The organism is Methyloversatilis sp. XJ19-13 (assembly GCF_024580155.1).
Lineage (GTDB): Bacteria > Pseudomonadota > Gammaproteobacteria > Burkholderiales > Rhodocyclaceae > Methyloversatilis.
In genome coordinates, this window is record NZ_JANINH010000011.1 from 36,354 (window position 1) to 60,000 (window position 23,647).

Here is a 23,647-nt window from a genome sequence, read left to right on the forward strand (position 1 = left end):
AGAAATGGCTGCGCCCGGCATCCCCGAGAGGTCCGGCCTGCAAATGGCCTGCCGCATGAACTGACCGACATTGATACCAATACCCGCGCTCACATTGATCCTGAACTGATACCGACGCTGACGACGACTCAACGAAGCCTCTGACTCCAGCACTGAAATCGATACCGACTCCGAGCAAACCATGAACACGAACGCAAGACCCAACCTCCCGACGGAGGCCGAAGCGACGCTGGCCCGGGAAAGCAGCAGGCTGCTCTCCCTGTACCTCAGCAGCCACGAAGAGACCCAGACAATCCGGGTCGTCGATCAAGGGGGCGAGCACGAGGCGGTGCGCGTTCCGACCGCGGCCTATCGGCTGCTGATCGACATCCTGGCTGAAATGGCGCAGGGCAATGCGGTGAGCCTGATCCCGGTGCACGCGGAACTGACGACACAAGAGGCGGCCGACATGCTCAATGTTTCCCGTCCGTATCTGGTCAAGTTGCTGGATGGTGGAGGCATTCCCTTCCACAAGGTGGGTACCCACCGGCGCGTGTATTACCAGGATCTGGTGAATTACAAGAACCACGTCGATACGGAACGATTGAAGGCATTGGAGGCGCTGACGGCCCAGGCACAAGAACTGAACATGGGCTATTGAAGTGACCCGCTTTTCGGTGGTGTATGACGTGTGTGTGCTCTACCCGGCACCTCTGCGCGATCTTTTGATGCACCTCGCGATGACCGATCTGTACTGTGCGAAATGGACGCAGCAGATTCACGCCGAATGGATGCGCAATGTATTGGCCAGCCGGCCCGATCTGAAGCCGGAACAACTGGCGCGCACGCGCGAGCTGATGGACAGAAACGTCCGTGACTGTTTGGTGGAAGGTTATGAGTACCTCATACCGGGGTTGGCGCTGCCGGATGAGGACGACCGGCATGTCCTTGCGGCAGCCATTCGCAGTCGCTCAAGCGTGATTGTGACTTTCAATCTGAAAGACTTTCCCGCTGAGGTGCTCGATGAGTACGAAGTGGAGGCGCAGCATCCGGATGAGTTCATCGCGCATCTGATCGATCTGAACCCGGCATGGGTGCTGGCGGCGGTAGCAAGACATCGCGCCAGTCTGAAAAGTCCGCCGAAGTCTCGGGATGATTATCTCGACACGCTGCTTCAGCAGGGCTTGCCGGAAACGGTATCGCAATTGCGGCAGCGGGCGATCGCCTTCTGACAGGATCGGATTTGCAGGCAGATACCTGAACGCACGTCCAACCATGAGCGAACAAGCCCGGAAACCGTCGCCGACGCGGGCATCGCCGGGCGGCAGACCGCCTCGACCTACCTGCAGCACCTTGCCGGGCAGGGCATCCAGCGCGACCAGAAGCTCGGCCGGGAGAAGTACTACATCAACGTAGCCCTGTTCAACGAGCTGACAGGTTGAGCGCAGACTCGTCGACTCAATCAACATGTCCGTAAAACCTGTCGATTTTCACCTGAGTTTTGAACACGATTTCCGGATGTGTCGATTCGCTCGACAGGTTCCGGTGAAACGTGAGCCTTGAGCAGCGACCCTCACGGCACCGACCCGGCGACGCGCCTGCCGCATGTCGGCGTTTGATCGACGCGTGTCCTTCGCCTATGATTCCTTACCGAAAGTAAGGAATCGAGGGCCGGGATGACCACATCGACACTGACCAGCAAGGGGCAGATCACCGTGCCGCAGGCCGTCCGCACCGCGCTCGGTCTGCAGACGGGCGACAAGGTGGATTTCGTCGCCGACGGTGCAGGCTTCCGCATCGTTCCGCTGCGCGCGGACGTACGCAATCTGAAAGGTCGTTTCGCCGGCCGCGCCGATGCGCCGGTATCGATCGAGGACATGGATGCGGCCATCGCCGATGCCGCTTCAGGGGTCGGCAACCCGTGATCGCGCTCGACACCAACGTACTGGTACGCTACCTGGCGCAGGACGATGCACAGCAATCCGCGCGTGCCACCCACCTGATCGAACAGGAGGTGAGCGATACATCGCCTGCCTTCGTATCGCTCATCGTGCTGGTCGAAACCTGCTGGGTCATGCAGCGCCTGTACCAGGCGTCGAAGCACGATATCTGCGAGCTGGTGCGCGATCTGCTCGATTCGCGCCAGTTGCTGATCGATCAGCGCGCCATCGTGAATCAGGCGCTCGCAGCGATCGAAGCGGATCCGTCCATCGACTTTCCCGACGCGCTCATAGTGGCGAGCGCACGCGCTGCGGGCTGCGATCGCATCGCCACCTTCGATCGCCGCGCGCAGCGGGCAGGCATGGAACTGCTGGCGACCTGATTCACCGACCCGCGCCACGAAAGTCTTCGTCCCTTCCGGCGCCCCCCTTCCAGCGACCCCCTTCGAACCACCCCTTCCCAAGGAAACCCGTGAGCACCCTTCCCCCCTGTCCCCAGTGCAGTTCCGAATTCAGCTACGAAGACGGCACCCTGCTCGTCTGTCCGGAATGCGGCCATGAATGGAGTCGCGATGCCGCTGCGGGTGGCGATGAGCCGCGCGTGTGGAAGGACGCCCACGGCCATCTGTTGCAGGACGGCGACACCGTGTCGCTGATCAAGGATCTGAAGGTGAAAGGCAGTTCCTCGGTGCTGAAGGTGGGAACCAAGGTCAAGAACATCCGCCTGGTCGAAGGCGATCACGACATCGACTGCAAGATCGACGGCTTCGGCTCGATGCAGCTGAAGTCGGAATTCGTCAAGAAGGCCTGATCGGACGTCTTCCGGTCGGTGCGCCGACCTGATCCTCGCCAACCCGCCGCTATTCAGGCCTTGCTTTCCTTGCCGGTGCCGAGGTCTTCGTCGGCACGCTCACGCCAGTCGTTCGATCCGCGCACTTGCGCTGTCGATGTGACGTTCCAGCGCAGCGATGCAGGGTCGGAATCGCTCGCTGAATCCGCTGTGCGCCATGATCCGGGCGAGGTAGGCGCGTGCCAGCGCCTCGGCCTGACGCCACGTTTCGTTTGCCACGCCTGCGTGAATGACGGCTTCGGGAACCGTGTCGGGCAGGCCACCACCACTGCGCGGTGCGAAGGTCATCGGCGTCATGTCGTAGGCGGGTGCGAGGTCGTACGGACGTCCCTGCTCGGCAACGAAGGACAGATTGCCGGCATGCATGTCCGAGTTGCCGATCAGCGTGCCGAAAGCCCACAGCAGACCGGCGCCGGCCGCCGCTTCCGGACGGATATGGCCGGCAGCGGCGAGCCTGGCCGCAATGTCGGGCCAGCCGACCGATGCCTCGCCGACGAACTCTGCATCCAGCGCAGTCAGTGAGAACAGCGCCCGCCGTCCCAGACGGCCGATGCGATCGAAGCGTTCGATCTGCAGGAAGCGCTGACCACCGTGGTCGATCCACTGCGTGGAAGAAGCCGGAACGCCCGCGTCACGCAGCGTTTCAAGCGCGACATGCTCAGCCAGCAGCAGGTCACGCCAGCGCTCGCTGACCTGGCTGTTCTCGGGTTCGCTGAATTTCACGATCACATGCCGGGCCCCGCCGGGTGTCATGGCATAGGCGGTGAATTTCGGTTGTTCCCCCCCCGCTGATGATCCCGGGGTGTCCCCCCGGGCCGCCTCGCGCGCCAGGCGGGCATAGGTTTCAGCCCTTTCCGCATCGGGGATGGGCGCCGGAACCGGCATGGCCAGAAACCGGTCGCGCGCCACATCGCCGGGGAGCAGATTGCCGACCAGGTCGTGACCATGCGCCAGCAGCGCCCGCAAGGCATGCGTATCGCTCCAGTCGGCCAGTCGGGCCGGCAGCCCGAGTTCAGCACCATGGCGCGCCGCGTGGGCCCGACCCAGATAGCCCTGCGGGCGCATATCGAAGAGCCACCAGGGCAGACCTTCGCTGTACCGCGTGACGCCGTCGGTCTGGCGCATCACGAATCCTTCGGAACGCACCGGTACAAGCGTGCCCAGCAGCTTGATCCGGCCTTCCGCATCGACCCCGTATATCGCGATGTCCGGCAAGCCACGTGCGGCATCCCTCAGCGCGTAACGAATGGATCGTGCCGCGCCGATGCGCACGATGTCGTCGCCCAGGTCGGTCAGCGCACGCGACATCGTCGGCTGACTGATGCCCATGCTTTCAGACAGTTGGCGCGCAGACAGCGGCCCCCCGGACAGGCGCATGCGAATGCTTTCAGCGTGCGGCGACATGCTTTGAATGGATTAATGAATAGATATGTGAATATATATCACGTCTGACCTGAGGCCCGTCTCGAGGTTTATCCCACGTCTATCTGCCGCGCCCGGTGCCGCACCGTTCCCGTTTCTGACTTTCGCGTTTGTGGTTACAGTCGCGCGGTGCCCGATGCCCGCGCGTTCGCAGGTCAGTCGGCGCACGCCGGCGGATGTCGACCGGGCGAAATCGCTGATTGAACGCGCATACCAGGAGAACTGATGTCCAGTCCGACCGATTTCAGGAATGGAAAGTCCGGAGGCCCTTGGTGGACTTGATGCTGGAGCTTGTCCGGGCGCTTGGCGTTGCAGTGGTGATGCTGATCGGGCCGGCGGTGGCCGTGGGATTTCTGCTGGTGCGCAAGCGTCAGGTACGCAAGCGGAGCAGGACGCCGTTGACGGACGACCTTCTTCGTCCGCCGGGGCACAGCCTGTTGAAGCGAATCGAGTCGTGCAGGGATGACATCGACGAACACCTGATGCGTCTGATGCTCATACCGACAGCACTCACCGCCATCTATTTCGTGAAGGTATACAGCGATGGGGCAACAGGCATGCGTGCTGGGCTTGCATCGCTCGTGGCGCTGGTCGTGCTGGGCTTCATGGTCCATAGCGTTGTCAGGATGTTGAAGGCAGCGAAGAAGCTTGATGCACTGAAAGCCGGCTACGACGCGGAGTTGGCCGTTGCACAGGAATTGGACCAACTCATGCGCAAGGGTGCGTGGGTCTTTCATGATGTCGAAGCCAAGGGCTTCAATATCGATCATGTCGTCGTTGCGCCCCAAGGAGTGTTCGCCGTCGAAACCAAGGGTTACACCAAACGCACTGGGGGTGACGGAAAGGCGAATGCGCGTGTGGTGTTCGACGGGCTGAAGCTCGTCTTTCCCCACCACTCAACCACTGACCCGATTGACCAGGCCGGGCGACAGGCGAAATGGCTGTCCGACTGGCTCGGCAAGACGACAGGCGCACCGGTGACTGCGGTGCCGGTCGTGGCCTTGCCCGGCTGGTATGTGGAACGCAAGGGTGCCGGCACTGTGAGCGTGTTCAGCGGCAAGGAACTGCAAGCGCATCTGCTCACGATCAGGCGCGCTCAGGCAGTCACCGATTCGCACATGCGCCAGATCGCCCATCAGCTCGATCAGCGCTGCCGAAACATCAAGCCTCAGTACGTTCAGTGAGTGTACTTTTGCCGGCGCCGGGAGGTGCCTGATACCAGGCTTCTCCGGTCAGTCCAGACGCTACGAGGGAAGCGGACTCTGGAACTACAGCACCAGCGGGTATAGGACGTGACTGATGAACCTGAACGTGCCCGGTTATCTCCGATGACGGCACACTCCCGATCGGGAAACGCTCTGTTGCAGTGCGCAACGCACCCAAAGCGGGCAAATGTCACGCACCCGACCGTTGATTCATAACGATTTTCCCTCTGGCACGATTGATGCAGCGCAACACGCGGTGCTGCACATCCCCACTCGTCCAGAAGGAGCGTCCGCATGTCGAGCTGTACTCATCCCGCACATCAGCACTGCAGTTTCTGTGATGCAAAAGGCCGCCTGACGGTACAGGTCGATGGCAACGGCGAGGCGGCGCTCGATGCGCCGGCGCCGCCGGATCCGTCGCGGCGCGGCTTGCTGAAGGGTTCGCTGGCGGCCGGCTTCGGCACGCTGAGCGCCGGCTGGGTCGGTTCGGCGATGGCCAAGGATGCGGCCACCGGCACGATGAAGGCGGTCAATCACTACTACATCGCGGCCAGCGCCGACACGGTGCACTGGGGTTACTTCAGCAAGTCGCTGAAGCCGCAGGTAAGCATCGAGCCGGGTGATTTCGTCACCATCGAAACGCTGACCCACCACGCGGGCGACGATTTCGAGCGGCTGATCAAGGGCGATCCGGGCGCCGAGAGCGTCTTCTACTGGGACAAGAAGAAGAAGGGTGTCATCCGCCGCGGTGCCGGGCCGATGGACGCCAGCCTGTTCGGGCGCGGCGCCGGCGAAGGTCTCGGTGTACATATATGCACCGGGCCGGTGTACGTGAAAGGTGCGGAAGAGGGTGACGTGCTCGAAGTGCGCATCGTCGATGTGTCGCCCCGGCCGAGCGCCAATCCGAAGTACAAGGGCAAGAGCTTCGGCGTCAATGCCGCAGCCTGGTGGGGCTTCCACTACAAGGAACTGATCACCGAGCCGAAGAACCGCGAAGTCATCACGATCTACGAGATCGACGCCAGCAGCGAGAAGAACTGGGCGCAGGCGGTGTACAACTTCCAGTGGACGCCGCAGACCGACCCGTTCGGCGTGGTGCACAAGACGATCGACTACCCGGGCGTGGTCGTCGACCACTCGACGATCAAGGAGAACCACGGCATTCTTAAGAACGTGCGCGTGCCGACGCGGCCGCACTTCGGCGTGACCGGCGTGGCACCGAAGGAAGCCGACATGGTCGATTCCATTCCGCCCAGCTACACCGGCGGCAACATCGACAACTGGCGCATCGGCAAGGGCGCAACGATGTACTACCCGGTCGCAGTCAAGGGCGCGCTGTTTTCGGTCGGCGACCCGCACGCGGCGCAGGGCGATTCCGAACTGTGCGGCACGGCGATCGAATGTTCGCTGACCGGCACCTTCCAGTTCATCCTGCACAAGAAGGCCGACCTCGCCGGCACCGCGCTCGAAAAGCTCGCCTACCCGCTGCTCGAGACGCCTGACGAGTGGGTGATCCACGGCTTCAGCTTCGCCAACTACCTGGCCGAGCTGGGCGACAAGGCGCAGAGCGACATCTACGCCAAATCGTCGGTCGATCTCGCGCTGAAGGACGCCTTCCGCAAGAGCCGCGCCTTCCTGATGGACACGCAGAAGCTCACCGAGGACGAAGCGATTTCGCTGCTGTCGGTCGGCGTCGACTTCGCCGTGACCCAGGTGGTGGACGGCAACTGGGGCGTGCACGCGGTGATCAGGAAGGCGCTGTTCTCCGGCGGCAGCCTCTGACGCGCAGGCGCCGGCGTGCCCGCCTCAGCAGACCGTGCGTTTGTTGCGGGTGCGCGCCAGACCGCCCAGCAACGCAAGCCCGGCCGCCCACATCGCGGCAGCCCGGGCCTCCGGCACGGGGCTGATGCCGGCATCGATCACGATGCGCTGGATGCGCGGCGTGCCGGCAAACGATGGCGCGTCCGGCTGCACCGCCGCCACCACGTAGTCGAAGTCGTCGAAGCCGAGAAAGAAGCCGCCCGACATGCCGTAGGAACGCACGCCGCCGAGTGTCAGTCCGCTGTCGCTCAGTGAGCCGCTGTAGTACGTGCGCGGATGATCCGGCGTCGGGCCCATGTCGAAGCAGAGGCAGGACATGTAGGGCAGAAAGCCATCGTTGTCCACCATGCCGGGTGGTGTATTGAGCGCGCCGGTAAGCGGCGAGTAATTCATGTAGAACGGCACCCGGACGTCATCCGGAATGTCGATCGCGGCGATCAGTTGCGTCGGTTCGGCACGAAATGCCCGGAAGACCCCGGGGGTGTAGTCGGACTCGACGAGATCGAACCCGATCCGGCCGGACAGTGCCACACGGGTGACCGTCTTGCTCAGCTCCCACCGGAACAGCGTCTGCCCTTCGCCGGCCACGATCCAGAGCGGGTTGTCAGGCAGCGGCGAATTCTCGTCATAGACACCGACGTTCTGCCAGCCGCCAGCCGTTTCGATCTCGACGTAGCTGCGCGTCGCGTCGATATCGTAGTTTGCGGCGAGCGCGGGCGCGATCTGGCACGAGGCGAGCAGCAAGAGTGCGTAGGTGAAGCGATTCATGATGCATTCCGATCGGTTGGCCATGTTCGACGTGGAGCTTAGCCAAGCATCGCGACAGGTGCGTGACAACGATGCGCGCGCCCGAGCTCAACAAGGACGACGCGATTTCGCTGTTCTCGGTCAACAGTCCGGGGCGCCCTGCGCGATTGCAAGGCCCGCCTTCGCGATCAATGGATCGCTCCCACAAGAAGCACGCCGAAGTTGTGGAATCAGCAGGGCAATCAATGGATCACTCCCCCGGAACCGCGCCGCATCCTGTGGGAGCGATCCATTGATCGCGAATCGCCCCGTCCGCGCCGCTCACACGCCCCGTCCGGCTTCGCCCAGAATGCGCGTTTTCCTTTACGTCGCGTCCTGTGCTGAACCTTGTCGCCCCCGCGCTGTTCGTGCTGATCTGGTCCACCGGCTTCATCGTCGCGCGTGCGATCGATGGCGTGGCAGCGCCCGCCCTTTTTCTGCTGGTGCGGTTTCTGGCGTCGGTGCTGCTTTTCGCCGGGCTGGCGCTGGCGTTGCGGGTGACCTGGCCGGCGCGCGCGACGTGGCCGAAGCATCTGCTCGCGGGTGCGCTGCTGCAGGGGGTCTATGTTGGTGGCGGCTACTGGGTGGTGTCGCACGGCCTGTCGCCGGCGGTGATGGCGCTGCTCGGCACGCTGCAACCCATGGTGACCGCGCTGATTGCGCAGCGGCTGTTCGACGAGCCGGTCGGGCGGACATTCTGGGCCGGTCTGGTCACGGGTGCGGTCGGCGTACTGCTGGTGCTGTCGCCCGGGCTGTTCGCGCTCGACGGTGACGGCCTGTCGCCGGCGGTCATTGTGGTGGCGCTCCTGTCGGTGGCGGCGATCACTGCCGGTACGCTGGTGCAGAAAACCTCGCTCGCAGCGGCAGACCTGATCAGCGCCAGTGCGGTGCAGTACGCCGGTGGCGCGCTGGTGGTCGGCGTGGCGGCCATCATGATCGGCGAGTCGCTGTGGCGACCGGGTACTGCGCTGTGGGGCGCGCTGGCCTGGTCGGTGCTCGCGCTGTCGGGTGTGGCCACGACGCTGCTGGTGTGGATGGTGCGCCGCGGCTCGGCGGCGAAGGTTACGGTGCTGCTGCTGCTCGCACCCCCGCTGGCGGCAGTGCAGGCCTGGTGGCTGTTCGATGCCCGATTGAGCGGCGTGCAGATCGCCGGCTTCGCGCTGGCGCTGGGCGGCGTGCTGCTGTGCCGGCGTCGTTGAAGGGCGTGCCCTGCACGCCGTCGATCACAACGCCGATACCCGCTGCTACGCCGCCGAACCGTCACGGTGTGCAGGCCGCGCGCCTGCGCGTTCGTGACCCCGGCAGACCCATACGTCTATCATGCGCGATGTTTCGTGCCGTCATCCTGAAGCATGGCCACGCTCATCCCTTCATACAACGCCTGCGCCTCCCGCATGCAGGCGGGCGAACGACGTTTCGCGCAGCGTCTCGAAGACAAGCTCGAAGATGACTACCTGTGCTGGTACGACATGCCGGTCGGTGCCCGCCGACGGTATTCGGACTTCATCGTTCTGCACCCCCGCCGTGGTCTGTTGCTGCTGGAGGTGAAGGACTGGCGCCTAGCCACCCTGCAGTCCATCGACCGCGTATCCGTGCAGCTGCTGACCGAGGCCGGTCCGAGGGTGGTGAGCAATCCGCTGGAACAGGTCAGGCAGTGTGCCTATCAGCTGATTGGCGATCTGGAGCGCGATCCGCAGCTGGTGCAGCAGGAAGGCCGGCATCGCGGCAAGCTTGTGCTGCCGTGGGGCTATGGCGTCGTGCTCAGCGGCATGACACGCAAGCAGTTTGACGCCACCGATCTCGGCGACGTCCTGCCGCCCCATCGCGTGATCTGCGCCGATGAAATGCGCGAGGCGAGCGATGCCGAAGCCTTCCAGCAGCAGCTGTGGAACATGTTCGACGTGAGCTTCCCGCAAAGTCTCACGCTGCCGCAGATCGACCGCATACGCTGGCATCTGTTTCCGGAGGTGCGCATCGGTCACCAGCAGGCGGATCTTTTCGCCGAAGCGGGACACGACGCATCTGACGACGGCGTGCTGCCGGACCTCATCCGGGTGATGGACATGCAGCAGGAGCTGCTGGCGCGCAGCCTGGGTGAGGGGCACCGCGTTATTCACGGCGTGGCCGGATCCGGAAAGACGCTCATCCTCGGCTACCGCTGCCTGCATCTTGCCCGCGTGCTCGCCAAGCCCATTCTCGTGCTCTGCTACAACATTGCGCTGGCTGCTCGCCTGCGCGACCTCATCGCCCTCCGGGGCCTTGCCGGCAAGGTGAGCGTGTATCACTTCCACGACTGGTGCAGCGAGCAGTTGCGGGCGTATCACGTCGAGCGCCCGGCGGCCGGTAAGGACTATTTCGATCGTGTCGTGTCCGCCGTGATCGAGGCCGTCGACACGGGAGCGATTCCGCGCGGTCAGTATGGCGCGGTGATGATCGACGAGGGGCATGACTTCGCACCCGAATGGCTGCGCCTTGTAGTCGGAATGGTCGATCCCGACACCCAGTCCTTCCTGATGCTGTACGACGATGCGCAGTCGATCTACGGCAAGCGCGGCGGTCTGGACTTCAGTCTGTCCAGCGTGGGCATACAGGCGCGTGGCCGCAGCACGGTGCTCAAGCTCAACTACCGCAACACCGAGGACGTGATCCGCTTCGCCTACGACTTCGCGCGCGCCTACCTGACCGCGGCCGATGCCGACGATGACCACGTGCCACTGCTCGAACCGCAGTCGAGCGGGCGCCGCGGACCGCCGCCGGTGCTGCGCATCCTCGAGTCGGAGGCAGAAGAAATGGCGCTGATCACGCGCACGTTGAAGAAGATGCATGCGGAACGCGGCGTGGCCTGGGCCGACATGTGCATTGCCTGTCCCGACACGTACATCGGCGACCGTCTTCATCGCTACCTGACGGCCGCCTCGATTCCGGTGCACTGGCTGTCCGATTCGAAATCGAAGCGCCGTTTCAGCCCGTCCGAGGACACGGTGAAGCTGATGACCATGCACAGCAGCAAGGGGCTGGAATTTCCGTTCATGGTCGTGTGCGGCGCCCACACCCTGCCGCGAGCGGAAGACGACGCGGACCGCGTGGCGGCGGACGCCAAGCTGCTGTACGTCGCCATGACGCGCTCGACCGAGCGCCTGCTGGTGACGGCCTCCGCCGAACGGGGATTCGCTGCACGTCTGAAGGCCATGCAGGGCGGCGAGGCCGTCGCATAGCCGTCACCGGGTCCGGTGACGGCGAGCCGTGCGTGCCGACGTCCGCGCAGGTGGACGCGGCTACGCTGCCCTGCGCGGCAGGATGCGCCCCGCCATGCCGGCACACCCGAAGGCTTCGAAGCGCTCGATGCACAGGTCGCAGGCGGCGGCCATGGCGTCCTTCATGAACTTGCGCGGATCGAACTCGGACGGGTCCTTCGCCATCGCGCGGCGCATGGCGCCGGTCATCGCGAGGCGGATGTCGGTGTCGATATTCACCTTGCGCACGCCGTGGCGGATGCCTTCCTGGATTTCCTCGACCGGCACACCGTAGGTTTCCTTGATGTCGCCGCCGTGCTCGCGGATCACCGCCAGCCAGTCCTGCGGCACGCTGCTCGATCCGTGCATCACCAGGTGGGTATTCGGCAGGCGCGCGTGGATGGCCTTGACGCGGTCGATGGCGAGGATGTCGCCGGTCGGCTTGCGCGAGAACTTGTAGGCGCCGTGACTGGTGCCGATGGCGATCGCCAGCGCATCGACGCCGGTGGCGGCGACGAAGTCGGCCGCCTGTTCCGGGTCGGTCAACATCTGCGCGTGCGTCAGCACGCCGGCCGCACCGACACCGTCCTCCTCTCCGGCGGTGCCGGATTCGAGCGAGCCGAGGCAGCCCAGTTCGCCCTCGACCGACACGCCGACCGCGTGCGCGATGTCGACCACGCGGCGCGTCACGTCCACGTTGTACTCGTAGCTGGCGGGCGTTTTCGCGTCCTCCATCAGCGAGCCGTCCATCATGACGCTGGTGAAGCCGGAGCGGATGGCCTGCACGCACACCGCGGCGCTGGCGCCGTGGTCCTGGTGCATGACGACCGGAATGTCCGGATACATTTCGGCTGCCGCTTCGACCATCTTGCGCAGGAAGGGCTCGCCGGCGTATTTGCGGGCGCCAGCCGAGGCCTGCAGGATGACCGGCGCATTGACCTTCTGCGCCGCCTGCATGATGGCCTGGATCTGTTCCAGGTTGTTGATGTTGAAGGCGGGCACGCCGTAGCCGTGTTCGGCGGCGTGGTCGAGCAGGTGGCGCAGCGAAATCATGGGCATCAAGGTCTCCTCGGGTATTCCGGTCGTGGTAGTTCAAGGTGAAGGGAAGGGCGTGCCGGAACCGTGTCCGGTGCGCCCGGGGGTGTCGCCGTCGCGTCACCCTCCTGTGCGGTCCGCCGAAGCGAACAGCGCGCGCGCGCGCGCCGCCACGGCGTCCGGCGACAAGCCGAACAGTTCGGACAGGTGCGCGGCCGGCGCCGATTCGCCGAAGCGGTCCAGGCCCACCACGTCGCCCTGTTCGCCGACGTACTTCCACCACAGGGCGGTGCAGCCGGCTTCGATGGCCAGGCGGGGCAGATGGCGCGGTATCACGGCGCTGCGCCAGTCGGCCTCCTGGCGCTCGAACACTTCGATACAGGGCATGGACACCACGCGCGCGGCGATGCCTTCGGCCGCCAGCTTTTCCGCGACCTGCAGCGCGATGCCCACTTCGGAGCCGGTGGCGATCAGGCAGAGCGTTTCGTCGCGTGGCGCCCGCAGCACGTAGCCGCCGCGCGCGATGTCTTCGATGCGCGGCGTGCCGTCGCCGGCATGCGGCAGCGCCTGGCGCGACAGCAGCAGGCAGGCGGGGCCCGGCTGGGCGCCCGCGCCGCGCCGCAGCGCTTCGCGCCAGGCGACGGCGGTTTCGGTGGCGTCGGCCGGCCGCCATACGTCCAGTCCCGGAATGAGGCGCAGGCTGGCCGCGTGCTCGACCGGCTGGTGCGTCGGGCCGTCTTCGCCCAGGCCGATGGAGTCGTGGGTGAACACGTGGATGACCGGCAGCCGCATCAGCGCCGACATGCGTATGGCGTTGCGCGCGTAGTCGGAAAAGGTGAGGAAGGTACCGCCGTACGGACGGTAGCCGCCGTGCAGCGCCACGCCGTTCATCACCGCCGCCATGCCGAATTCGCGCACGCCGTAGTGCACGTGGTTGCCGGTACCGTCGCCCTTCAACGGCCGGTGACCGTTCCAGTCAGTCAGGTTGGAGCCGGTCAGGTCGGCCGAACCACCCAGCAGCTCGGGGATGACCGGGGCGATGATGTGCAGGCAGTCCTGCGAGGCCTTGCGGGTGGCGACGGCGGCGGCTCGCGCTTCGGCGCCTTCGCACGCGGCTTCGAGCGCGCGCAGCGCGTCCGACGTGAGCGGCACGTTGCGCCGGAAGCGGCGACTCAGGTCGGCCGCCAGCTCGGGAAAGGCCTTGGTGTAGTTGTCGAAGCGCTGTTGCCAGGCGCTGCGGGCGAGGGCGCCGTGTTCCTTCGCCGACCAGGCGTCACGCAGTGCCGCCGGAATCTCGAAGGGCGGCGAAACCCAGCCCAGCGCCTCGCGGGTGAGCGCGATTTCGGTCTCGCCCAGCGCTTCGCCGTGCGCCTTTGCGGTGCCGGCACGATTCGGCGAGCCCTGGCCGATACGGGTGCGGCAGCACACCAGCACCGGGCGGTCGCTGTCGCGTGCAGCCGCGATGGCGGCGTCGAGTGCCAGCGGATCGTGGCCGTCGACGCCGCGGATGACGCGCCAGCCACAGGCTTCGAAGCGCGCCGGCGTGTCGTCGGTAAACCAGCCGCTCACATCGCCGTCGATCGAAATGCCGTTGTCGTCGTAGAACACGACCAGCTTGTTCAGCTTCCAGGTGCCGGCAAGCGAGCACACCTCATGGCTGATGCCTTCCATCAGGCAGCCGTCGCCGACGAAGGCCCAGGTGCGGTGGTCGATCACCGCGTGGCCGGGGCGGTTGAATTCGGCCGCGAGAAGCTTTTCGGCCAGCGCCATGCCGACCGCGTTGGCGAGGCCCTGACCGAGCGGGCCGGTGGTGGTTTCGACGCCCGGCGTGACATCGACCTCGGGATGGCCGGGCGTGCGCGAATGCAGCTGACGGAAGCGGCGCAGTTCGTCCATCGGCAGGTCGTAGCCGGTCAGGTGCAGCAGCGCGTACAGCAGCATCGAACCGTGGCCGTTGGACAGCACGAAGCGGTCGCGATCGGGCCAGTGCGGGTCGGCCGGGTCGTGCTTGAGGTGGTGGCGCCACAACGCCTCGGCGATGTCGGCCATGCCCATGGGCATGCCCGGGTGACCGGAGTGGGCGGCCTGCACCGCGTCCATCGCCAGCGCGCGGATCGCGTTGGCGCACTGGCTGCGCAGGAAGAGGGTGGAGTCCGGGTGAGCGGCATTCACGTTGTTCATTGCATGTGCCTCAGGCGGCCCGCTGCTGGCGGCGGCGTTCGATCAGGCGCAGGATCATCGGCGTGAAGATGAGCTGCATCGCCAGTTCCATCTTTCCGCCCGGCACCACCAGCGTGTTGGCGCGCGACATGAAGGAGTCGTGCAGCATGCTGAGCAGGTAGGGAAAGTCGAAGCCGCGCGGGTTGGCGAAGCGGATCACCACCAGGCTTTCGTCGGCGGTCGGTATGGTGCGGGCGATGAAGGGGTCGCTGGTATCGACCACCGGCACGCGCTGGAAGTTGATGTGTGTGCGCGTGAATTGCGGGCAGATGTAGTGCACGTAGTCGTGCATGCGCCGCAGGATGACGTCGGTCACGGCTTCGGTGGAATAGCCGCGGGTGCTGCGGTCCCGGTGGATCTTCTGGATCCACTCGAGGTTGATGACAGGCACCACGCCGATCAGCAGATCGGCATACCGGGATACATCAACATGTTCGGTCTTCACACCGCCGTGCAGGCCTTCGTAGAACAGCAGGTCGCTTGCCGGCAGCGGCTCCCATGGCGTGAAGGTGCCGGCCGGCTGCTGGCAGGGCGCGGCCTCCTCGTCGTTGTGCAGGTACTTGCGGCTGCGGCCGGTGCCGCTTTCGGAGTAGTCGCGGAACAGCTGTTCCAGTTCGGCGAACAGGTTGGCCTCTTCGCCGAAGTGGCTGAAGTGGGGGCTGAACTGCGTGCTGTCGCCAGCTTCCGCCTCGGCCATCATGCGCTTCATTTCGGTGCGGTCGTAGCGGTGGTAGCTGTCGCCTTCGATGAGGGCGGCGGCCACGTTTTCGCGGCGGAAAATGTTCTCGAAGGTGCGCGTGACCGACGTGGTGCCGGCGCCGGACGAGCCGGTGATGGCGACGATGGGGTGTTTCACTGACATGAAAGCAATCCTTTCGATCGTGATTCGGTTCTTCAATCCTTCGCCCGCATCAGCGGGAGAAGGTGGCGCGCAGCGCCGGGTGAGGGTTGCGGCGCGTGCACCCTCACCCCCGGCCCCTCTCCCGCTGATGCGGGCGAGGGGAGAAGGGCGTGGGCGGTTGGCGTCGTGGGCGGTGCGTTGGCAAATGCGCATGTGCCTCTCCTGGATGCGGTTTCGACAATCCCTCTCCCGCATCAGCGGGAGAGGGTGGCGCGCAGCGCCGGGGGAGGGTTGCGGCGCGTGCACCCTCACCCCCGGCCCCTCTCCCGCTGAGGCGGGCGAGGGGAGAAGGGCGCGGGCGGTGGGCGTCGTGGGCGGTGCGTTGGCAAATGCGCATGGGCCTCTCCTGGATGCGGTTTCGACAATCCCTCTCCCGCATCAGCGGGAGAGGGTGGCGCGCAGCGCCGGGTGAGGGTTGCGGCGCGTGCACCCTCACCCCCGGCCCCTCTCCCGCTGATGCGGGCGAGGGGAGAAAGGCACGGTCAGACGGCATCGGCGAACAGGCCGCGTTTGCCGAACAGTGGCGACTGGAAGGTGTCGGCCGGCGGCTCGCGGTGGTAGGCCTCGATCCGCTCGACCTCGTCGGCCGAGCCGAACACGAAGCCGATGCGCTGGTGCAGCGCGTCCGGCTGCACGTCCATCAGCCGGCTGCGGCCGGTGCTGGCCATGCCGCCCGCCTGTTCGATCAGGAAGGCGATCGGGCTGGCTTCGTAGAGCAGGCGGAGGCGACCCGCGTTTGGCTGGGGCCGGGGCAGCGCAGGGCCGCTCCCAAGCTGCCCCACCCCCCCGGGGGGCGGGCAATGCGAAGCATTGACCTGGGGGCTCCCCCGGTAATCCTTCGGGTAGAGGAAGACGCCGCCGCGCATCAGGATGCGGTGCGTCTCGGCCACCAGCGAGGCGATCCAGCGCATGTTGAAATCGGCTTCGCGCGGGCCGGTGCGGCCGGCCAGGCATTCGTCGACATAGCGGCGCACCGCCGGCTCCCAGAAGCGGCTGTTCGACGCGTTGATCGCGAACTCGCGCGTACCGCGCGGCACCGTCAGATTGGGGTGGCTGAGCACCCATTCGCCGAGCACAGGGTCCAGCGTGAAGGCGTGCGTGCCGCTGCCCAGCGTCAGCACCAGCATGGTGGAGGGGCCGTAGATCGCGTAGCCGGCGCACACCTGTTCGCGCCCCGGCTGCAGGAAGTCGGCGGCGGTCGCCTCGCGCGCCGGGTCGGGCGCGCGGGTGATCGAGAAGATGCTGCCGACCGACACGTTCACGTCGATGTTCGACGAGCCATCGAGCGGGTCGAACGCGAGCAGGTACTTGCCGCGCGGGTACTGCGGCGGCGGCAGCGATATGTCGTCCAGCTCTTCGGACGCCATCGCGGCGACGTGGCCGCCCCATTCGTTGGCGCGCAGGAAGATCTGGTTGCTGAGTACGTCCAGCGTCTTCTGTTCCTCGCCCTGTACGTTGCCGCTGCCGGCCGAGCCAAGAACGCCGGCCAGGCCGCCCAACGCCACCTTGCGCGAAATCGCCTTGCAGGCGAGCGCGACGTCGGTGATCAGCGCGTTGAGGTCGCCGGTCGCCTCGGGATGACGGCGGCGTTCTTCTATCAGGTACTGGACCAGCGTGGTGCGTCCGCCTGTGGGCATGGGTCTCTCCTCCCTTGATGTGAATGCATGGGTGCGTGCGCCGTCTGTGCGGCGCTGCGCGGGTGTACGTGCCGGCGCTATTCGGTTTGTTCCTCGAAGTGCGCGCTCATTTCCACGAGTAGCTGCGACGGCGAGCCGACTGGCCATGGGGTGACGCCGGGTGCGCTGGCGTGGTGACCGCCCGCCGTGCCGTAGCCCCAGCCCACCAGCGCGACCGGGCAGCCGGCGGCCTGCGCGGCCAGCAGGTCGGCCGAGCTGTCGCCGACCATCAGCAGCTGCGCCGGCTTCACCGCTAGACGTGCGGCGGCGGCGTCGAGCATGGCCGGCGACGGCTTGAGCAGTTCGCTGCGGTCGCCGCCGTAGACCGAAGACATGAAAGGCAGCAGGCCGGCGGCGGCGAGCACCGCGCGCGCCAGCGGCGTCGGCTTGTTGGTCACCACCACCAGCGGGCAGATCGCATACAGGCCTTCGACCATTTCCTCGATGCCGTCATAGACCATGCCGTGATCGAGCGGCGCTTCCAGCGTGGCGCGGTCGAAGTCGGCGCGCAGCCGGGCATGCAGCGTGCCGTCGCTGTGTGCGAGGGCGAAGTGGTCGAGCGCGCGCGTGATCAGCTTGTCGGGGCCGCCGCCTATCCAGCCGCGCACGGTGGCGAGGTCGACATCGGGCAAGCCGGCCTGCGACAGGCCGAAGTTCAGTGCGTACCGGATGTCGGCGGCACTGTCGACCAGCGTGCCGTCGAGGTCGAAGGCAATGGCGTGGATTCTGTTCGTATCAAGCATGAGTGGCCTCGGAGGTGGGCGCGGGTGCGCGGCCTGCGACCGCGCGTTCGCGCAGCGTGCGGATGGCGTCGGCGTAGCGGCCGCCTGTGAAGACGGCCGAGCCGGCGACCAGCGTATCGGCGCCGGCGCCGGCCACCCGGGCCACGTTGTCGGCATTGACGCCACCATCGACCTCAAGCCAGATGTCGCGGCCGCAGGCGTCGATGCGGCGGCGTACCGCTTCGATCTTGGGCAGTGCGGACTCGATGAAGCGCTGGCCGCCGAAGCCCGGGTTCACCGACATGAGCAGCACCAGATCGAGCTGGTCGAGCACGTGGTCGAGTACGTTGAGCGGCGTGGCCGGGTTCAGCACCAGGCCGGCCTTGACGCCGTGGCTGCGGATGAGCTGGAGGGTGCGGTCGACGTGTTCGCTCGCTTCCGGGTGGAAGGAAATGATGGCCGCGCCGGCTTGCGCGAACATCGGGATCAGCGCGTCCACCGGCTTGACCATCAGGTGCACGTCGATCGGCACCGTGGCCCAGGGCTTGATCGCCTGGCACACCAGCGGGCCGACCGTCAGGTTGGGCACGTAGTGGTTGTCCATCACGTCGAAATGGATCAGGTCGGCGCCAGCGTCGATGACGGCCGCCACTTCGGCGCCGAGGCGGGCGAAGTCGGCCGACAGCAGGCTGGGGGCGATGCGCATGGGCGTGCTCGTCACAGTGCGGCCTCCGTCGGATGCGCCTGGCCGGCCAGCCGGCACAGTTCGTCGAAGCCGAGCCAGGCGCGGTGGCGCAGGCGGGTGCCCGATTCGTCCGGCAGCCGGGCCGAGGGGTCGCCCAGGTGCGGCAGCACCAGGCCGGCACCGGAGAAATCGCTGTCTTCGGTCCAGAAGGTCGGCGTGATCACCGTCCACAGTCCGGCGGCGCGCGCGGCGCGCAGGCCGTTGAGCGAATCTTCGAAGGCGATGGTACGGTCGGCGCGCACGCCGAGGTGTTCGAGCGCCAGCAGGTAGATGTCGGGCGCCGGTTTCTTCGCCGCGACCTGGTCGCCGCAGGCGATGACGGCGAAGCGTTCGAGCGCGCGCGCACCCAGCGTGGCGTGCAGCAGCGCATCGACGTTGATCGCCGTGGTGGTGCTGGCGATGGCCAGGCGGCAGCCGGCGTGCTGCGCTTCGTCGAGCAGGCGCGCGACGCCGGGGCGCAGCGGCACCGCGCCGTCGCGCACCACGGCGCTGTAGAAGCGCGTCTTCGCCGCGTGGATCTGCGGCACCCGGGCGAGCAGCCGGGCGCGCTCTGCGTCCGCCAGATCGAGCGCGGCGATGTGGCGGACGATGCGTTCCTTGCCGCCGGTGGTGGCGAGCAGCGATCTGTATTCGGTCCGTGTCCACGTCCAGCCCAGGTCCAGCTGTTCGAAGGCGAGGTTGAAGGCGGTGCGGTGCGCCTCTTCGGTGTCGGCCAGCGTGCCGTCGACGTCGAAGATCAGCGCATCGGGGCGGATGTCGGGCATGTCAGTCTTCCTTTCCGTCGCCCGCGAACACGCGGCTGGCCAGCACGTCTTCGGCGTACAGCGTGCACAGCGCATCGCGCGTCGGCGCCGTGTCGGTGGCGAACAGCCGGGTGGCGTGGCGCAGCCGGATGCGGTCGAGCGCGTTGCGCACCGAGCGCGCGTTGGCGAAGTGCGGCTGCTGGCGGCGCAGGCCGAGGTAGCGTTCGAACGCCGATTCGGCGGTGTCGTCGAAGCGGTAGTTCAGATTGCGCAGCATCAGTTGGGCGATGCGCATCAACTCGTCCTGGTCGTAGTCCGGGAAATCGATGTGGTGCGCGATGCGCGACGCCATGCCGGGGTTGCTGGAAAAGAAGGTGTCCATGCGGTCGCGGTAGCCGGCCAGGATCACCACCAGGTCGTCGCGGTGGTTCTCCATCACCTGCAGCAGGATTTCGATCGCTTCCTGCCCGTAATCGCGTTCGTTCTCCGGCCGGTACAGGTAGTAGGCCTCGTCGATGAACAGCACGCCGCCCATCGCCTTCTTGATGATTTCCTTCGTCTTGGGCGCGGTGTGGCCGATGAACTGGCCGACCAGATCGTCGCGCGTCACCGCCACCATGTGGCCCTTGCGCACGTAGCCGAGCTGCTTCAGCACCTCGGCCATGCGCAGTGCGACCGTGGTCTTGCCGGTGCCGGGGTTGCCGGTGAAGCACATGTGCAGCGATGGCGGCTTCGACTGCAGGCCCTGTTCGGCGCGCAGCCGGTCGATCAGCAGCAGCGCCGCGATGTCGCGGATGCGGCTCTTGACCGGCGCAAGACCGATCAGCTCGTCATCGAGCTGGTCGAGCAGGGCCTGCACGCCGGACGATGCGAACATCGAGCGTGGCGATGCAATGGCGGTCGGGGGGGCGGTGGCGGCGTCCATGAGGCAACCCCCCTTCAGTAACGCGCGCCTTCCGGACGCGCCTGCACGGCATAGCTTTCGATGCTGTAGCGCACGGTGCGGCCCGGTTCTTCGGTGCGGATCAGGCGGAAGCCGGGTTCGGCATCGGGCCGGTTCACGATGAACGACAGCACGACCGATTCGGTGCCGTGCGTCGAGTCGAACGCGGTGACCCGGATGTAGTACTGCGGGAAGGTGGCGCGGCAGGCGTTCACCTCGAACAGGATGGCCGCCGGGTCGCGGATGTCGAACATCGGGTTGCCGAACATTTCCCAGAAGGTGTTGCGCGGGTGCGGGTCATCGGTGTACTCGATGCCGACCGCCCAGCCCTGGTCCAGGCAGTAGTCGATCTGCGCCGCGATCTGGGAATCGGTCAGGTCCGGAAGGTAGGAAAAAGTGCCCTGGGTGATGCGCATGGTGGTTCTCCTTGATACGGTTTCATCAATCCCTCGCCCGCATCAGCGGGAGAGGGTGGCGCGCAGCGCCGGGTGAGGGCTGCGGTGCTTGTTCCCTCACCCCCGGCCCCTCTCCCGCTGATGCGGGCGAGGGGAGAAGGGCGCGGATGGTGGGTGTCGCGGCCGGTGCGGTGGTGATGCGCATGAGCTTCTCCGTGGTTCGGTTCTTCAACCCCTCTCCCGCATCAGCGGGAGAGGGTGGCGCGCAGCGCCGGGTGAGGGCTGCGGTGCTTGTTCCCTCACCCCCGGCCCCTCTCCCGCTGATGCGGGCGAGGGGAGAAGGGCGCGGATGGTGGGTGTCGCGGCCGGTGCGGTGGTGATGCGCATGAGCTTCTCCGTGGTTCGGTTCTTCAACCCCTCTCCCGCATCAGCGGGAGAGGGTGGCGCGCAGCGCCGGGTGAGGGCTGCGGTGCTTGTTCCCTCACCCCGGCCCCTCTCCCGCTGATGCGGGAGAGTGGAGAAGGGCGTCGCTCCTGCAGACGGCGTCACGCCACCGACGGCGTCGGCGCGTAGTCCGAGGTGTCGGTCGAGGCGTAGTTGAAGGTGATGTCGCCCCAGGTATCGAGGGCGGCGGCCAGCGGCGAGCACCATTTCGCGGCGTCGCGCAGGATCTGCGGGCCCTCTTCCCTGATGTTCCGGCCTTCGTTGCGCGCCAGCACCATGGCTTCGAGTGCCACGCGGTTGGCGGTGGCTCCGGCCTGGATGCCCTGCGGGTGGCCGATGGTGCCGCCGCCGAACTGCAGCACGACGTCGTCGCCGAACAGGTCGATCAGCTGGTGCATCTGGCCGGCGTGGATGCCGCCGGAGGCGACCGGCATCACCTTCTTCAGTGCGCCCCAGTCCTGGTCGAAGTAGATGCCGCGCTGCAGGTCGACCTCGGTGTGCGTGTCACGGCACACGTTGTAATAGCCCTGCACCGTCATCGGGTCGCCTTCCAGCTTGCCCACCGCGGTGCCGGCGTGGATGTGGTCGACACCGGCCATGCGCATCCACTTGGCGATGACGCGGAAGCTCACGCCGTGGTTTTTCTGCCGCGTGTAGGTGCCGTGGCCGGCGCGGTGCAGGTGCAGGATCATGTCGTTCTGCCGGCACCAGTGCGACAGCGACTGGATCGCCGTGTAGCCGACCACCAGGTCGACCATGACGATGACCGAGCCCAGATCCTTCGCGAAATCGGCGCGCCGGTACATTTCTTCCATCGTGCCGGCAGTGACGTTCAGATAGCTGCCCTTGACTTCGCCGGTCGCGGCGCTGGCCTTGTTGACCGCGTCCATGACGAACAGGAAGCGGTCGCGCCAGTGCATGAAGGGCTGCGAGTTGATGTTCTCGTCGTCCTTCATGAAATCCAGCCCGCCCTTCAGGCCTTCGTACACCACGCGGCCGTAGTTGCGGCCACTCAGGCCGAGCTTGGGCTTGGTGGTCGCACCCAGCAGCGGGCGGCCGAATTTGTCCAGTCGCTCGCGCTCCACGATGATGCCGGTCGGCGGGCCGGCAAAGGTTTTCACGTAGGCGACCGGAAACTTCATGTCTTCCAGTCGCGCCGCCTTCAGCGGCTTGAAGCTGAACACGTTGCCGATGATCGATGCGGCGACGTTGGTGATCGAACCTTCCTCGAACAGGCTCAGATCGTAGGCGACCCAGGCGAAATACTGGCCCGGATTGTTCGGTACCGGATCGACGCGATAGGCCTTGGCGCGGTACATGTCGCAGGCGGTCAGCCGGTCGGTCCACACGACGGTCCAGGTCGCGGTGCTCGATTCGCCTGCCACCGCGGCGGCGGCTTCGATCGGATCGACGCCGTCCTGCGGCGTGATGCGGAACAGCGCGAGGATGTCGGTCGCCTTCGGCTCGTAGTCGCTGTCCCAGTAGCCCATCTGCGCGTATTTCAGGACGCCGGCCGAATATCGCTTCTTCGCGTCGGTGATCTGCGTCGGGGTGTTCATGTCGCCCATGTCTTCCTCCCTGATGGTTCGTTCCGGCGCCTGGCCGGTCGTTTGTGTGCTGCAAGCTCGTTCCGAGGCGCTGACGATAAGGAGAACTTATGGATAAGAAAAGTTTGTTTTTTTCCTTTTGATATTAAGTTACGCTTATGAACCGACGGTGCAGCAGGATGCCGCAGCGCAGCAGTTCATCGGCGCCGAGGCGTACGTGCTGTGCAAGAGGTCTTGATTTGATGGAATTCTGGCAAAGTGCTGCAGCGCGACGTATCGGCCGGTCGGTGTCGCGCTGCCTGTGAAGGTCGGGTGTCTGTGATCCCCTGTCCGGGAGTGTGTACATGCTCAAGAACGCCACGCTTCGCCAGCTTTCCGCACTGCACGCAGTCGCCCGACTGGGCAGCGTGTCGCGTGCGGCCAGTGAAATCAATCTGACGCAGCCGGCGGTGTCGATCCAGCTCAAGCTGCTTGAGGAGTCGGCCGGCACGCCGCTGATCGAACGCGAAGGACGCGGCATCCGGCTGACGACGGCCGGCGAGGTGATGGCCGACTACGCCGGACGCATCCTCGAACTGTGGCGCGAGGTGGGCGACGAAATGGCCGCGCACCGCGGCGTCGTGTCGCGCCGGCTGCGCATCGGCGTGGTGACCACCGCCGAATATCTGGTGCCGCGCATGCTGGTCGTATTCGCGCGCGACAATCCAAATGTCGAAGTGAAGCTGAAGGTGGGCAACCGCGATGAAGTCGTGCGCCTGCTGTCGAGCCACGAGGTCGATCTGGTCATCATGGGCCGTGCGCCCAGGGAACTGAAAACCCGGGCCACACCGTTTGCGCGCCACACGATGGCCTTCATCGCCGCGCCGTCGCATCCTCTGATGTCGCGCGGCCCGCTGCTGCTGCGGGATCTGGCGCAGGAAGACCTGCTGGTGCGCGAACGTGGCTCGGGTACGCGCACCACGCTGGAGAAGCTGTTCCGCGACGCCGAGCTGAATCTGCGCGTCGGCTCCGAGCTGTCGAGCAACGAGGCGATCAAGCAG

The 23,647-nt window shown here is 66.0% G+C and carries 23 protein-coding genes (1 of these 23 running past the window's edge); 11 read left to right on the forward strand and 12 right to left on the reverse strand.

The genetic code is table 11. The annotated features are described in order from the left end of the window. The first annotated feature begins 181 nt into the window (after nucleotides 1-181). The 6 genes from NMQ14_RS14125 (at nucleotide 182) to NMQ14_RS14145 (ending at nucleotide 2,730) form a co-directional block, all read left to right on the forward strand. Nucleotides 182-640 carry a helix-turn-helix domain-containing protein gene (locus NMQ14_RS14125; RefSeq protein WP_257097139.1) on the forward strand — a complete coding sequence of 153 codons (459 nt, stop codon included), beginning with the start codon at nucleotides 182-184 and terminating at the stop codon, nucleotides 638-640. Nucleotide 641: 1 nt separating this feature from the next. Next, nucleotides 642-1,211 carry a PIN domain-containing protein gene (locus NMQ14_RS14130; protein ID WP_257097140.1) on the forward strand — a complete coding sequence of 190 codons (570 nt, stop codon included), beginning with the start codon at nucleotides 642-644 and terminating at the stop codon, nucleotides 1,209-1,211. Nucleotides 1,212-1,322: 111 nt separating this feature from the next. After that, a complete protein-coding gene (locus tag NMQ14_RS19845; protein ID WP_373457198.1) occupies nucleotides 1,323-1,421 on the forward strand; it encodes a hypothetical protein in 99 nt (32 codons plus the stop codon). Between the two features lie 234 nt (nucleotides 1,422-1,655). After that, on the forward strand, nucleotides 1,656-1,904 hold the full coding sequence (locus NMQ14_RS14135) for an AbrB/MazE/SpoVT family DNA-binding domain-containing protein (RefSeq protein ID WP_257097141.1): 249 nt from the start codon (nucleotides 1,656-1,658) through the stop codon (nucleotides 1,902-1,904). Continuing rightward, nucleotides 1,901-2,302, forward strand: a complete 402-nt coding sequence (locus NMQ14_RS14140) for a type II toxin-antitoxin system VapC family toxin (RefSeq protein ID WP_257097142.1) — start codon at nucleotides 1,901-1,903, stop codon at nucleotides 2,300-2,302. Before NMQ14_RS14135 ends, NMQ14_RS14140 begins: the two co-directional genes overlap by 4 nt. An 89-nt stretch (nucleotides 2,303-2,391) precedes the next feature. Then, nucleotides 2,392-2,730: a zinc ribbon domain-containing protein YjdM gene (locus tag NMQ14_RS14145; RefSeq protein ID WP_257097144.1), complete on the forward strand. Its 339-nt coding sequence runs from the start codon at nucleotides 2,392-2,394 to the stop codon at nucleotides 2,728-2,730. 99 nt (nucleotides 2,731-2,829) lie between these two features. Here the strand turns inward: NMQ14_RS14145 and yjjJ are convergent, their stop codons facing one another. Then, a complete protein-coding gene (gene yjjJ / locus NMQ14_RS14150; RefSeq protein ID WP_257097146.1) occupies nucleotides 2,830-4,173 on the reverse strand; it encodes a type II toxin-antitoxin system HipA family toxin YjjJ in 1,344 nt (447 codons plus the stop codon). A 299-nt stretch (nucleotides 4,174-4,472) separates the two neighbouring features. Between yjjJ and NMQ14_RS14155 the strand changes: the two genes are divergently transcribed. Further along, nucleotides 4,473-5,375, forward strand: a complete 903-nt coding sequence (locus NMQ14_RS14155) for a nuclease-related domain-containing protein (RefSeq protein ID WP_257097267.1) — start codon at nucleotides 4,473-4,475, stop codon at nucleotides 5,373-5,375. Nucleotides 5,376-5,690: 315 nt separating this feature from the next. Continuing rightward, nucleotides 5,691-7,178, forward strand: coding sequence for an acetamidase/formamidase family protein (locus NMQ14_RS14160; RefSeq protein ID WP_257097148.1), 1,488 nt, complete (start codon nucleotides 5,691-5,693; stop codon nucleotides 7,176-7,178). A 24-nt stretch (nucleotides 7,179-7,202) separates the two neighbouring features. On the opposite strand, the gene NMQ14_RS14165 is transcribed toward NMQ14_RS14160, so the two are convergent. After that, nucleotides 7,203-7,985: a hypothetical protein gene (locus NMQ14_RS14165; protein WP_257097151.1), complete on the reverse strand. Its 783-nt coding sequence runs from the start codon at nucleotides 7,983-7,985 to the stop codon at nucleotides 7,203-7,205. Between the two features lie 356 nt (nucleotides 7,986-8,341). Between NMQ14_RS14165 and NMQ14_RS14170 the strand changes: the two genes are divergently transcribed. Together NMQ14_RS14170 and NMQ14_RS14175 are read left to right on the forward strand one after the other, a co-directional pair. Next, nucleotides 8,342-9,202, forward strand: a complete 861-nt coding sequence (locus NMQ14_RS14170; RefSeq protein WP_257097153.1) for a DMT family transporter — start codon at nucleotides 8,342-8,344, stop codon at nucleotides 9,200-9,202. Nucleotides 9,203-9,355: 153 nt separating this feature from the next. Further along, on the forward strand, nucleotides 9,356-11,218 hold the full coding sequence (locus NMQ14_RS14175) for a DEAD/DEAH box helicase (RefSeq protein ID WP_257097156.1): 1,863 nt from the start codon (nucleotides 9,356-9,358) through the stop codon (nucleotides 11,216-11,218). A gap of 60 nt (nucleotides 11,219-11,278) precedes the next feature. On the opposite strand, the gene fba is transcribed toward NMQ14_RS14175, so the two are convergent. From fba to NMQ14_RS14225, 10 genes are all read right to left on the reverse strand, one after another. Further along, nucleotides 11,279-12,295 carry a class II fructose-bisphosphate aldolase gene (fba, locus tag NMQ14_RS14180; protein ID WP_257097158.1) on the reverse strand — a complete coding sequence of 339 codons (1,017 nt, stop codon included), beginning with the start codon at nucleotides 12,293-12,295 and terminating at the stop codon, nucleotides 11,279-11,281. A 96-nt stretch (nucleotides 12,296-12,391) separates the two neighbouring features. Continuing rightward, a complete protein-coding gene (tkt, locus tag NMQ14_RS14185; protein WP_257097160.1) occupies nucleotides 12,392-14,452 on the reverse strand; it encodes a transketolase in 2,061 nt (686 codons plus the stop codon). A 10-nt stretch (nucleotides 14,453-14,462) separates the two neighbouring features. Continuing rightward, on the reverse strand, nucleotides 14,463-15,353 hold the full coding sequence (locus NMQ14_RS14190; RefSeq protein WP_257097162.1) for a phosphoribulokinase: 891 nt from the start codon (nucleotides 15,351-15,353) through the stop codon (nucleotides 14,463-14,465). 521 nt (nucleotides 15,354-15,874) lie between these two features. Further along, entirely contained in the window at nucleotides 15,875-17,029 is a 1,155-nt protein-coding gene (locus tag NMQ14_RS14195) for a class 1 fructose-bisphosphatase (protein WP_257097164.1), read from the reverse strand. 77 nt (nucleotides 17,030-17,106) lie between these two features. Beyond that, entirely contained in the window at nucleotides 17,107-17,811 is a 705-nt protein-coding gene (locus NMQ14_RS14200) for an HAD-IA family hydrolase (protein ID WP_257097165.1), read from the reverse strand. Continuing rightward, complete coding sequence (gene rpe / locus NMQ14_RS14205) at nucleotides 17,804-18,496, reverse strand: ribulose-phosphate 3-epimerase (protein ID WP_257097166.1); 693 nt, start codon at nucleotides 18,494-18,496, stop codon at nucleotides 17,804-17,806. Before rpe ends, NMQ14_RS14200 begins: the two co-directional genes overlap by 8 nt. An 11-nt stretch (nucleotides 18,497-18,507) precedes the next feature. Continuing rightward, the gene (locus NMQ14_RS14210) at nucleotides 18,508-19,299 is read right to left on the reverse strand and encodes an HAD-IA family hydrolase (protein ID WP_257097167.1); all 792 of its coding nucleotides are present in this window, start codon (nucleotides 19,297-19,299) and stop codon (nucleotides 18,508-18,510) included. Between the two features lies 1 nt (nucleotide 19,300). Next, the gene (gene cbbX / locus NMQ14_RS14215; protein WP_257097168.1) at nucleotides 19,301-20,203 is read right to left on the reverse strand and encodes a CbbX protein; all 903 of its coding nucleotides are present in this window, start codon (nucleotides 20,201-20,203) and stop codon (nucleotides 19,301-19,303) included. Nucleotides 20,204-20,217: 14 nt separating this feature from the next. Then, entirely contained in the window at nucleotides 20,218-20,637 is a 420-nt protein-coding gene (locus NMQ14_RS14220) for a ribulose bisphosphate carboxylase small subunit (RefSeq protein WP_257097169.1), read from the reverse strand. A gap of 524 nt (nucleotides 20,638-21,161) precedes the next feature. Then, complete coding sequence (locus NMQ14_RS14225) at nucleotides 21,162-22,628, reverse strand: form I ribulose bisphosphate carboxylase large subunit (RefSeq protein ID WP_257097170.1); 1,467 nt, start codon at nucleotides 22,626-22,628, stop codon at nucleotides 21,162-21,164. A gap of 323 nt (nucleotides 22,629-22,951) precedes the next feature. On the opposite strand from NMQ14_RS14225, the gene NMQ14_RS14230 reads away from it, so the two are divergent. After that, a protein-coding gene (locus NMQ14_RS14230) for a LysR family transcriptional regulator (RefSeq protein WP_257097171.1) crosses the window boundary here: on the forward strand, nucleotides 22,952-23,647 show its 5' portion. Its footprint extends 234 nt past the window's final position; the window shows 696 of its 930 coding nt (coding positions 1-696); its start codon is at nucleotides 22,952-22,954; its stop codon lies beyond the right edge, outside the window.

Bases quoted from the DNA above. Each gene is read 5' to 3' on its own strand.
- NMQ14_RS14190 (WP_257097162.1), bottom strand. From the start codon at position 15,353: ATGTCAGTGAAACACCCCATCGTCGCCATCACCGGCTCGTCCGGCGCC.
- NMQ14_RS14165 (WP_257097151.1), bottom strand. From the start codon at position 7,985: ATGAATCGCTTCACCTACGCACTCTTGCTGCTCGCCTCGTGCCAGATC.
- fba (WP_257097158.1), bottom strand. From the start codon at position 12,295: ATGCCCATGATTTCGCTGCGCCACCTGCTCGACCACGCCGCCGAACAC.
- NMQ14_RS14125 (WP_257097139.1), top strand. From the start codon at position 182: ATGAACACGAACGCAAGACCCAACCTCCCGACGGAGGCCGAAGCGACG.
- NMQ14_RS14135 (WP_257097141.1), top strand. From the start codon at position 1,656: ATGACCACATCGACACTGACCAGCAAGGGGCAGATCACCGTGCCGCAG.
- NMQ14_RS14175 (WP_257097156.1), top strand. From the start codon at position 9,356: ATGGCCACGCTCATCCCTTCATACAACGCCTGCGCCTCCCGCATGCAG.
- NMQ14_RS14210 (WP_257097167.1), bottom strand. From the start codon at position 19,299: ATGCCCGACATCCGCCCCGATGCGCTGATCTTCGACGTCGACGGCACG.
- cbbX (WP_257097168.1), bottom strand. From the start codon at position 20,203: ATGGACGCCGCCACCGCCCCCCCGACCGCCATTGCATCGCCACGCTCG.
- NMQ14_RS14225 (WP_257097170.1), bottom strand. From the start codon at position 22,628: ATGGGCGACATGAACACCCCGACGCAGATCACCGACGCGAAGAAGCGA.
- NMQ14_RS14160 (WP_257097148.1), top strand. From the start codon at position 5,691: ATGTCGAGCTGTACTCATCCCGCACATCAGCACTGCAGTTTCTGTGAT.
- yjjJ (WP_257097146.1), bottom strand. From the start codon at position 4,173: ATGTCGCCGCACGCTGAAAGCATTCGCATGCGCCTGTCCGGGGGGCCG.
- NMQ14_RS14220 (WP_257097169.1), bottom strand. From the start codon at position 20,637: ATGCGCATCACCCAGGGCACTTTTTCCTACCTTCCGGACCTGACCGAT.
- rpe (WP_257097166.1), bottom strand. From the start codon at position 18,496: ATGCGCATCGCCCCCAGCCTGCTGTCGGCCGACTTCGCCCGCCTCGGC.
- NMQ14_RS14155 (WP_257097267.1), top strand. From the start codon at position 4,473: ATGCTGGAGCTTGTCCGGGCGCTTGGCGTTGCAGTGGTGATGCTGATC.
- tkt (WP_257097160.1), bottom strand. From the start codon at position 14,452: ATGAACAACGTGAATGCCGCTCACCCGGACTCCACCCTCTTCCTGCGC.
- NMQ14_RS14195 (WP_257097164.1), bottom strand. From the start codon at position 17,029: ATGCCCACAGGCGGACGCACCACGCTGGTCCAGTACCTGATAGAAGAA.
- NMQ14_RS14200 (WP_257097165.1), bottom strand. From the start codon at position 17,811: ATGCTTGATACGAACAGAATCCACGCCATTGCCTTCGACCTCGACGGC.